This window comes from Pseudochelatococcus sp. B33, assembly GCF_053570585.1.
The window spans coordinates 209,854-219,566 of the sequence record NZ_JBSEFH010000010.1 but is presented as its reverse complement, the minus strand read 5'-3'; the positions used below and the strand labels follow the sequence as shown (position 1 = coordinate 219,566).

Sequence of the window (9,713 nt, the reverse complement as noted above, 5' to 3'; positions counted from 1 at the left end):
GAAGAAGTCGCGCGAGCGGCTTGATGCGTCGCTGGCCGAACTCGGTTTGTGAGGCCGGTTCCGACGGGGCTGTGGTGAATGCAGTCCCGGGAGCGTGTGGAGCGATGCAAGATGCAATAGATATCCGCGCCGGCGGGAATGCCGGCGGCGCAAAAGGGGAGCCGGATCCTTGCGTGCATCAAGGGTGGCCTCGTGTTTAGTCCCGCCATTTGATGGTGCATTATTCAGTGCTGAATGGAAGGATGCCCTATGGGACAAATTCTGCACGGGAGCGCCACAACGACAGAGGCAGTCCGTCGAGCGATACAAAATAGTGAAGAGAGCCTGAGGGCACTTTCGAGGCTCTACGGCATCAATCAAAAAACCGTGGCAAAATGGAAAAAACGCACCTCGGTTGCCGATCTGCCGACCGGGCCGAAAGACGTCCATTCAACCGTTCTGTCGCTGGAGGAGGAGGCCATCATCGTCGCCTTCCGCAAGCACACCCTGCTGCCGCTGGATGATTGTCTCTAAGCCTTGCAGGCAACTATCCCGCACCTGACGCGATCTTCATTGCATCGCTGCCTGCAGCGCCACGGGATCAGCCGTCTGCCCGACGTCGAAGGCGACAAGCCCACGAAGAAGAAGTTCAAGAGCTGCCCGATCGGCTATTTCCACATTGATCTGGCCGAAGTGCAGACGGCCGAAGGCAAGCTCTACCTCTTCGTTGCGATCGATCGGACTTCTAAATTTGCTTTCGTCGAGTTGCATGCAAAGGCAACCCGACGTGTGGCAGGCGATTTTCTCCGTCATCTGGCAGCAGCCCTGCCGTATCGGATCCATACGGTTCTCACTGATAATGGAACGCACTTTACCGATCCGACCAGGGACGGCTGGACACCAGACGATATCAAGGCGATGCGGGCACAGAACATATCGTTCCGGTGCCATGCCTTTGAAGCTGCATGCGCCGATCTGGATATCGAGCACCGGCTGACCAAGCCGCGGCATCCGTGGACAAACGGGCAGGTCGAGCGCATGAACCGAACCATCAAGGATGCGACTGTCAAGCGGTTCTACTACGAGACGCATGATGAACTCCGAAGCCATCTCTCCGACTTCGTCAGCGCCTACAATTTCGCAAAGCGGCTCAAGACCCTCAAAGGCCTCACCCCTTACGAATTCATCTGCAAACGATGGACAAGCGAGCCCGAAAGATTCATCCTCAATCCGATCCATCAAATGGCGGGACTAAACACCTACGCCGAGCTGCCTCGTCATCGGTCCCGTCCCCATTGCCGCCGATTGCGCGCTAGTCCGGGCTAGTTCCAAACCACCGTCGACTGTCGCTCAGGTGCCTGGACCACGCCGCGCGTCCTTCGCAGCAGCCGCTCACAGGCGTTCGCCGGGCAATCGGCTGGCTTGCTTCACCCAGGTGGCGAACTGGGCTTCGTCGAGCCGGCCTTCGTAGATGTCGAGGTAGCGCACGTCCTTGTGCTTGGACGCGCCAGGCGGGAGAGGATGCAGTGACGCGCCACGGAGGAAGGTCACTTTCACGTATTGCGTAAAGCAATGAAAGCTGAGGAGCCACCCCTCGCCCTCGACACCGTAGAAGGGCGAGTTCCATTTGACGGCCTTGCTCACGCCGGGGACGGTGCGTTCGATGAGTGCGTCGAGGCGTCGCCCGACCTCGCTTTTCCAGCCCGGCATGGCCGCGATGTAGGCCTGCACGGGAGCGTCGCCGTATCCCTTGGCGATCTGAGGATTGCCGCCCGAGAGGAGGACGACCTCGCCGGGCTGCAGCTTCGGCGCCGTCTTGCGCGGCTCGGCCGCGGCCTCCCTCACGCTCTCCGCCGACTTCCCCGATGTCTTATCGGGCGTCTTGGCCATCATCGTCACTCCTGTCCGAGGCTGCATCGCCCGCCGCCCCATCTGGCGGCATATGGCCGCACCTCCCTTTCAGGTGAGCCGGGGCGGATCGGGCAGCCCGATCGGGCAAGCTTCAATCCGTCCGCGTCAGAACCTGTTCCAGGGCCGCAAGGAACCTCGGCCACCCGGCCGTGGCGCCCTGGTAGTAGGCCTGCTGATCCGGCCGGAAGCCCAACTGCTCCATGCGCAGATGGGTTCCCGTCCCCGTGGGGGTGAGGGTCCAGGTGACGACGCTTTTGAGATCCTTGGTGTCCCACGTGTAGGACAGGGTTCTCGCCGGCTCGACTGCCTGGACCTCGCAATCGACGCTGCCCCAGTCTGCGCTCAGCTTGAAACGGTGCCCCTCCTCCGGCTTGAAATCGTTCTGCATGAGCCACTCCCCGATCAGGTGCGGCTGCGTGAGCGCGCGCCAGATCTTTTCCGGCGGATGCGGGATGTCGCGTTCGACGATGACGGAGAGCGTTTCGGTCGACGTGCCGTTCATTGATCCATCCTTTTGAGCAGGTCTTCGAGATTGTCGAACCGGCCCTGCCAGAACCCGGTCATCCGGTTCGTCCAGTCGATCAGCGGGGTCAATGCCTCGAGCCGCGCGCTATAGTGGGTCTGGCGGCCCTCGTGGCGGTCGCGTACCAGCCCGGCCTGCTTCAGCACGCCGAGATGCTTCGAGACGGCCGGTTGCGAGATGCCGGCCTGAGCCGTCAGCGCCCCGACGGTCTGCTCTCCTTCTCGGCACAGCCGCTCGAAGATCGCCCGGCGGGTCGGATCGGCAAGCGTTCTGAAGAGCACATCGTGAGCGTTCGGCATCGGGACATATAACTCGCGAGCTATTGATCGAATATATAACCGGCGAGATATGCGTCGGTCAAGCGGAAACATGTCGCGGCACGATGGTCATCGGCGCGTCAAAGCCGCTCGTTCTTCAGCCGTGCTGCGAGCGCGTCGACGAACAGCCGCGTCTTGGCCAGCGGGGCCTTGGTCGCCGGCCAGACCGCATGGATGGGCACCTTCGCGGCCTCGAACTCCTCAAGGATGATCTCGACTGCACCCTGGTCGACCAGAGGGCGGATCTGCCAGAGCGGCGTGAAGCCGATGCCGAGGCCGCGCGCGACGGCCGCATGGGTCGCCGCCGTGCTGTCCGTCCTCAGCCGGCCCGAGACCCGGACGGTCTTGTGCCGGCCGTTGACACAGAAGGGCCAGGGCTCGGTGTCGCCATCGGCGAGGCGCAGAATGCAATTGTGACGCACGAGGTCGTCCGGATGCTCGGGGCGGCCGTGGGCGGCGAAATAGGCGGGAGTGGCATAGACCACGGCGCGCAGATCGCCGAGCCGGCGGGCCTTCAGCCCCGAATCGGGGAGGTCCCTGATGCGCACCGCCACATCGAGGCCCTCCCTGAGGAGGTCCGTCGGGCGGTCTGAGACCTTGAGCTCGATCTCGATCTTCGGGTAGCGCTCCATGATGTCGCAGACCGCCGGCATCACATGGGCCGAAGCAAACAGAACCGGCGCGCCGATCCTGAGCAGGCCAAACGGTTCGCTGCCCTTGTCGGCCGCCTCCTGCCGGGCCGCGTGGATTTCCAGGAAGGCCGGCTTGACGCGGTGGTAGAACGCAAGCCCGGCATCGGTCGGGCTCGAACGGCGCGTCGTGCGGCGGATCAGCTCGACCCCGACGCTTTGTTCCAGCGTCGCGAGCGAGCGGCCGACCGACTGCAGCGAGCGGCGCAGATGGCTCGCGGCCGCGGTCTGGCTACCTTTTTCCACCACGGCGAGGAATGCCTCGATGTCGTCCAGCCGGTCCATGGCATTCTCCCGATTTGCGGGAGAATATATCACGGATGCGGGCGATTGTCCGCAAAGTGCGGTCGAGTGATGATGCTGTCACGACGGCGGGGGGCTCGAACAGCTCGAAGAGGGTTGCATGCCTTCGAACAGACGCACGGTGCTGGGCGGTTTCGCCTCCGCCGCGGTGCTTGCCGCGGACGGCAAGCATGGAGCAGCTTCGGCAAGGATGCGCGGATACGCCGCGCCCGCGATCGAGGACAGGCTCGACGACAGTGCCGAAGCTCTCAAGGGAGCGGCGGACGATTTCGGACATATCGTTCGCAAGAGGCCGGCGGCCGTATTCCGGCCGGCCTCCACCACCGATATCGCCGACCTGTTGCGGTGGGCCGGAGACCGGAAACTGAAGGTCGCCGCCCGCGGACAGGGGCATTCGATCTATGGCCGTTCCATGGCCGAGGGCGGCATCGTCATCGCCATGGGCGCGATGAACGCGATCCACCGCATCGGCGCGGATCGCATCGTCGTCGACGCCGGCGCGACGTGGCAGACGGTGCTCGAAGCCACCCTGCCCCGCGGGCTCACGCCCCCGGTGCTGACGAACTATCTCGATCTCTCGGTGGGCGGCACGCTTGCCGTCGGTGGCATCGGCGGGTCGACCTCCCGCCACGGCATGCAGACGGACAACGTCCTCGCGCTCGACGTGGTGACGGGCGACGGCCGCCACCTCACATGCTCGCCGCAGCGCCAAGCCGATCTGTTCGACGCCGTCCGGGGCGGGCTTGCCCAATGCGCGGTGATCACCAGGGCCACCCTGCGCCTGGTGCGGGCGCCCGAACGCGTGCTGCGGTTCCAGCTGTTCTATCCGGACCTGCGCGCATTGGCCGCGGATCAGCGTCGCCTGCTGGAAGAAGACCGCTTCGATCAGCTTCAGGGCGCGGTTCTGCCGGATGGTGCCGGCGGCTGGCGCTACCAGCTCGAAGGGGCGGTGTTCCACGACAGCGATGCGGCCCCGGACCGGGAAGCGCTGCTTGCCGGCTTGTCGGACGACCGCCGCGCGGCGGAATTCTCCGATCTGACCTATATCGAGGATGCCGGCGCCTTCGCCCGGCTCGAGAGCCTGCTGCGGTCGAATGGCCATTGGTTCAATCCGCATCCCTGGTGGCTGACGTTCCTGCCCGGCTCCAACGCGGAGCAGATTGCCGAAGAGGTGCTGAAAGGGTTGACCCCCGACGACGTCGGCCCCTTCGGACGGGTCACCTGCTATCCCATGCGGACCGCCGGCCTGCGCACGCCCCTGGTCCGGCTGCCCGATGAAAGCATCGCCTTCCCGTGCAACGTCATCCGCATGCCGGCCTCGAACGATACGGCCGAGACGCGCCATATGGTGGCCCGGAACCGCGCGCTCTACGAGCGCGTCCGCGACGCCGGAGGGCTTCTCTACCCGGTGAGCGCCTTCCCCACGATGCAGAGCGACTGGAAGGATCATTTCGGGCCGCAGTGGCCGCTTCTGCGCGAGGCGAAGCTGCGCTACGACCCCGGCGGCACGCTCACGCCCGGCTACGAGGTGTTCCGGACATCGCCGGCATGAGGATGGGAGCGGACGGACATCGCCCGTTCTCAGGCCGTCGCCACGCGGCGGCCGTGCTCGTCCACCACGCGCTCGCCGTCCTCCTTGACGAACTCGCCCCGCTGCGGCGGCAGCAGGTCGAGCACCTGTTCGGACGGGCGGCAGAGCCTCACGCCCTTCGGGCTGACGACGATGGGCCGGTTGATCAGGATCGGATGCGCCGTCATGGCGTCGAGAAGCTGGTCGTCGGTCAGGCCCGGATCGTCGAGGCCGAGTTCCGCATAGGGCGTTCCCTTCTGGCGCAGCAGGGCGCGGACCGTGATGCCCATGCGCGCGACGAGCTGCCTGAGCAGGGTCCGCGTCGGCGGCGTCTTCAGATATTCGATGACATGCGGCTCGACACCGGCATTGCGGATCATGGCGAGCGTGTTGCGCGACGTGCCGCAGGCAGGATTGTGATAGATGATGACGTCCATGATTCACCTCATGCTAGAGCGCTTTCCGTTCAAACGGAATCGTTTGAACGATCAGAGAAGACCGGCGAGCGTGCCGGCCCCGGCCAGCAGCAGCACGACGATCCAGGGGGGCGTCTTCCAGACGGTCAGCAGCAGGAAGCCGGCGAGCGCGAGCGTGAAATCGCGCGGCGACAGGACGGCGCTCGTCCATACCGGATCGTAGAGCGCGGCGCCGAGAATGCCGACGACGGCCGCATTGGCGCCGCGCATGGCGGCCTGGGCAGCGGGACGCGCGCGCAGCGCGTCCCAGAACGGCAGCATGCCGTAAACCAGAAGCAGTCCGGGCAGGAAGATCGCGACGAGCGCGATGACGGCGCCCACGACCCCGTTGGGCGCCGGCTCCATCGCCGCGCCGAGATAGGCGGCGAAGGTGAAGAGCGGCCCCGGCACAGCCTGCGCGAGGCCATAGCCTGCGAGAAACGCCTCGTTGCTCACCCAGCCCGGAGCGACGGTCTCCGCCTGGAGCAGCGGCAGCACGACGTGGCCGCCGCCGAAGACGAGCGCGCCGGAGCGGTAGAACGCGTCGAAAAGCGCGAGCCCCTGACTGCCGGTGAGACCCACTACGAGCGCCGGCGCCACGAGCAGGACCGCGAAGGCCGCGAGGGCGATGGCGCCGCCGCGGCGCGATACCGCAAACCGCAATTGGCCGATGGCGGTCGATCCGCTGTCCCGGCAAAGCCACAGCCCTGCAAGCGCGCCGAGCGCGATCGCGCCGATCTGACCGAGGGCACCGGCCAGAAACACCGCGATTGCGACGGCAGCCAGCGCGATGCCGGCCCGTTCGCGATCCGGCGTCAGGCTTCTGGCCATGCCCCAGACGGCTTGCGCCACGACGGCGACAGCGACGAGCTTCAACCCGTGCAGGAGGCCTTCGGCCACGGGACCGGTGAAGACGGCGGCTCCCAGAGCGAAGGCGAACAGGACGAGCGCCGACGGCAGGGTGAAGGCCAGCCATGCCGCAAACCCGCCGAGGAGCCCGCTGCCGCGCAGAACGCCGAGCGAGAAACCGAGCTGGCTCGACGCCGGCCCCGGCAGGAACTGGCAGAGCGCCACAAGATCAGCATAGCCCTCCTCGTCGATCCAGCGCCGGCGCACCACGAGCTCATCGCGAAAATAGCCGAGGTGGGCGACGGGGCCGCCGAAGGAAGTGAGGCCCAGCCGGAGGAACGCGGCAAAGACTTCGACGGGGCTGCCCTTGCCGCCGGTTTGTTCCGTCCCGGCGCCGGCCGCCTGGCCGTTCGCCTTGTTCCCGGTCAGCTCCATCATCGTCCCCCGATCGATTCGCCAAACGGTTCGTGGACCTTTTCCCGCGCGAGATCAAGCGCCTCCCGCGCTCCGGGGGGCGCCCGGCAAGGCCGCCGCGACACCGCCGCCCTTCGGCTTCGCCGCGGCGCTTCCCGGCTTTTCGCCGGCGACGTCCTCCCACCAGTCGCCGAGCGCATCGATGAGCGGCACCAGCCGGTGTCCCGCCGGCGTCAGGTCGTATTCGACCCGCAGCGGATAGCCGTCGAACTCCGTGCGCCGGACGATGCCGGCATCCTCCAGCTTGCGCAGCTCCAGCGCGAGCATCCTGTGGGAGATGGTGGGGTTGTCCCGGCGCAGGTCGCTGAAACGCTTGGTGCCGTCCTTCAGATAGTAGATGAGCAGGGCCGGCCAGCGGCCGCCGAGCACCTGCATCACCTCCTCGATCGGACAGCGGGAAACGAGATCCTTCATCGGCAGCTCGTGGTTACAAAAACATGCGTAATTTACTTGGGACCGTACTCGGATAATGTCCGGTTCGGCTGCGCAGCCGTGATCGTCGGACATCACGGAGACACAATCATGGAACCGATCCTTATCTATGGCTTCCCGCTGGGAAGTTCCATGGGGCTCGTCGCTGCGCTCGAATGGCTCGGCAAGCCGTACCGGCTGTGCCGGGTCGACATGCTCACCGAGATGCGCGAGCCGGCCTATGCCCGGATCAATGCGCGGCATGAGACGCCCGTCCTCGTCTCCGACAGGGGCAAGCCCCTGACGGAGACGATGGCGATCGCCGCCTGGCTCGAAGCCAGGGACGCCGAACGGCGCATCAGCTTCGATCCCCTGTCACCGGAGGCGGACCGGATGCACCAGGTGATGGCGTTCATCAACACCGGCTTCACCGGCGCCTTCAGCCCGCTGTGGGCGGCGCTCGAGATGGATCCGCCGGACCCTCCCCTGCAGGCAGCCCTGCGCGAATGGGGCGCCGGATCGGTCATCGAGCGCCACGACAAGCTCGAGGGCATGGCCGGCGACGGCCCGTTCCTCACCGGCGACCGGCCGACGCTGGCGGACGCCCTGTTCATCGGCGTCGCGCGCTGGCTCGATTTCCACGAGGTCGCGGACAAGGAACGCTGGCCGAGGCTCGCCGCCCTGCGCCGCAGGCTGGAAGCCGACCCCGCGGTGATCGACGCGACCGCTATCGAAAACGGCGAAATGCGGCCGGGGAGCGGCGCCTGTGTCGGCCATCTCGCGCTCGCCGATCTCATCGAGCGATTCGGCAGGTAAGGCCGGCGAGGGGCAAGGCGCATCCCTCGCCCCTCGCCGCACCGCCCCGGCCAGACCGCCCTGATCCGCCGCCTCGCCGGTCGCCGCCGGAAGCGCCTTTTGACCCCTATTTTACTGATATATAAGCAAATTCTATTGTATCCAAACTGTTATTGTTTGGTGTTACGCTTTTCAAGCGGTCTTGAAAATGCTTCAAAAGCTCAAGCTGCCGCCTCCATTCATTTGGAGCCATTCGCAATAACCCGCCGGCTTTTGTCGGCATTGGTTTGTGGGGCTCCACGACCTCCAACCGCTTTTCGAAATGGAACGAACTCTCATGAAGAACGCATTCAAGGTGAGCGTCGCCGCCCTTGCCTTTGCCGGCATCTTTACCGCCACCGGAGCCCTTGCTCAGAGCCGGGATACCATCCAGATCGCAGGTTCTTCGACGGTTCTGCCGTTTGCTTCGATCGTCGCCGAAGAGTTCAGCGCCGCGTTCCCCGACTTCAAGACCCCGGTCGTCGCGTCGGGTGGGACGGGCGGCGGTCTGCGTCAGTTCTGCGAAGGCGTCGGCCCGAGCACCATCGACATCGCCAACGCCTCGCGCCGCATCAACGCCGGCGAGCTGGAAGCCTGCAACAAGAACGGCGTCAACGAAATCCGCGAAGTCCAGATCGGTTATGACGGCATCGTCTTCGCCGTGCCGGTCAGCAAGGGCGATTTCAAGCTTGAGCCGGTGCACGTCTACCAGGCCATCGCCGCCCAGCTCTATATCGACGGCCAGTGGGTCGCCAATCCCCACAAGAGCTGGTCCGACATCGACGCCTCGCTGCCCGACCAGCCGATCGCGCTCGCCATCCCCGCTCCCAACCACGGCACCCGCGAGGTGTTCGAGGAGCGCGTGGTCGCCGCCGGCTTCAAGGCCAGCAACCCGCCCGCCGACGCGCCGAAGGAGGCGCAGTCCGCGCTCCGTCAGGACGTCGTGGTCGAGATCTCCGGTGACTACACCGAGACGCTGGCGCGTCTGCAGTCCGACCCCAACACGGTCGGCGTGTTCGGCCTGTCCTTCTACGACCAGAATCGCGACACGCTGAAGGTGGCGACGGTGTCGGGCATCGAGCCCACGCTGGAAACCATCGCCAAGGGTGAGTATCCGGTGTCGCGTCCGCTCTTCTTCTACGTCAAGGGCGAGCACATCGGCGTGGTCCCCGGCATCGAGGAATACGTCAACTTCTTCCTCTCCCCGGAGATCGTCGGCACCGGCGGGCGTCTCGAGGCTGCTGGCCTCATCCCCGCTCCCGCCGAGGAAACGGCGGCCGTGCTCGAGGGCTTCAAGGAAGGCAAGAAGCTGACGGCCTCGGATCTCTGAGAGCGTCCATTTTTCGCCTTTCGGCCCTGGCGGGCACGAGAAGCTGATTTGACACGAACGTTGGAGTG

The 9,713-nt window shown here is 65.6% G+C and carries 10 protein-coding genes and 1 pseudogene; 4 read left to right on the top strand and 7 right to left on the bottom strand.

Annotated features, from left to right (window positions below; translation table 11 throughout):
• The first annotated feature begins 249 nt into the window (after positions 1-249).
• A pseudogene (locus tag ACUSIJ_RS13325) lies at positions 250-1,305 on the top strand (IS481 family transposase).
• Between the two features lie 66 nt (positions 1,306-1,371).
• Here ACUSIJ_RS13325 and ACUSIJ_RS13320 read toward each other — a convergent pair.
• The 4 genes from ACUSIJ_RS13320 to ACUSIJ_RS13305 all read right to left on the bottom strand — a co-directional run bounded on the left by ACUSIJ_RS13320 (position 1,372) and on the right by ACUSIJ_RS13305 (position 3,704).
• Complete coding sequence (locus ACUSIJ_RS13320; RefSeq protein WP_449308895.1) at positions 1,372-1,869, bottom strand: DUF1801 domain-containing protein; 498 nt, start codon at positions 1,867-1,869, stop codon at positions 1,372-1,374.
• 112 nt (positions 1,870-1,981) lie between these two features.
• The gene (locus tag ACUSIJ_RS13315) at positions 1,982-2,392 is read right to left on the bottom strand and encodes an SRPBCC family protein (protein WP_449308890.1); all 411 of its coding nucleotides are present in this window, start codon (positions 2,390-2,392) and stop codon (positions 1,982-1,984) included.
• The gene (locus ACUSIJ_RS13310) at positions 2,389-2,712 is read right to left on the bottom strand and encodes an ArsR/SmtB family transcription factor (protein ID WP_449308889.1); all 324 of its coding nucleotides are present in this window, start codon (positions 2,710-2,712) and stop codon (positions 2,389-2,391) included. The genes ACUSIJ_RS13315 and ACUSIJ_RS13310 overlap by 4 nt, the downstream gene beginning before the upstream one ends.
• 98 nt (positions 2,713-2,810) lie before the next feature.
• On the bottom strand, positions 2,811-3,704 hold the full coding sequence (locus ACUSIJ_RS13305) for a LysR family transcriptional regulator (RefSeq protein WP_449308888.1): 894 nt from the start codon (positions 3,702-3,704) through the stop codon (positions 2,811-2,813).
• 118 nt (positions 3,705-3,822) lie between these two features.
• On the opposite strand from ACUSIJ_RS13305, the gene ACUSIJ_RS13300 reads away from it, so the two are divergent.
• Positions 3,823-5,274: an FAD-binding protein gene (locus tag ACUSIJ_RS13300; RefSeq protein ID WP_449308887.1), complete on the top strand. Its 1,452-nt coding sequence runs from the start codon at positions 3,823-3,825 to the stop codon at positions 5,272-5,274.
• Between the two features lie 29 nt (positions 5,275-5,303).
• Here ACUSIJ_RS13300 and arsC read toward each other — a convergent pair whose 3' ends face one another.
• The 3 genes from arsC to ACUSIJ_RS13285 are packed head-to-tail and all read right to left on the bottom strand — an operon-like array spanning position 5,304 to position 7,484.
• The gene (arsC, locus tag ACUSIJ_RS13295) at positions 5,304-5,729 is read right to left on the bottom strand and encodes an arsenate reductase (glutaredoxin) (protein WP_449308886.1); all 426 of its coding nucleotides are present in this window, start codon (positions 5,727-5,729) and stop codon (positions 5,304-5,306) included.
• Between the two features lie 51 nt (positions 5,730-5,780).
• Positions 5,781-7,034, bottom strand: coding sequence for a chromate efflux transporter (gene chrA / locus ACUSIJ_RS13290; protein WP_449308885.1), 1,254 nt, complete (start codon positions 7,032-7,034; stop codon positions 5,781-5,783).
• 51 nt (positions 7,035-7,085) lie between these two features.
• Positions 7,086-7,484, bottom strand: coding sequence for a winged helix-turn-helix transcriptional regulator (locus tag ACUSIJ_RS13285; protein WP_449308884.1), 399 nt, complete (start codon positions 7,482-7,484; stop codon positions 7,086-7,088).
• Between the two features lie 108 nt (positions 7,485-7,592).
• Between ACUSIJ_RS13285 and ACUSIJ_RS13280 the strand changes: the two genes are divergently transcribed.
• Both ACUSIJ_RS13280 and ACUSIJ_RS13275 read left to right on the top strand, forming a co-directional pair.
• Positions 7,593-8,297 carry a glutathione S-transferase family protein gene (locus tag ACUSIJ_RS13280; protein ID WP_449308883.1) on the top strand — a complete coding sequence of 235 codons (705 nt, stop codon included), beginning with the start codon at positions 7,593-7,595 and terminating at the stop codon, positions 8,295-8,297.
• A 316-nt stretch (positions 8,298-8,613) separates the two neighbouring features.
• Entirely contained in the window at positions 8,614-9,645 is a 1,032-nt protein-coding gene (locus ACUSIJ_RS13275) for a substrate-binding domain-containing protein (protein WP_449308882.1), read from the top strand.
• Positions 9,646-9,713 lie beyond the last annotated feature (68 nt).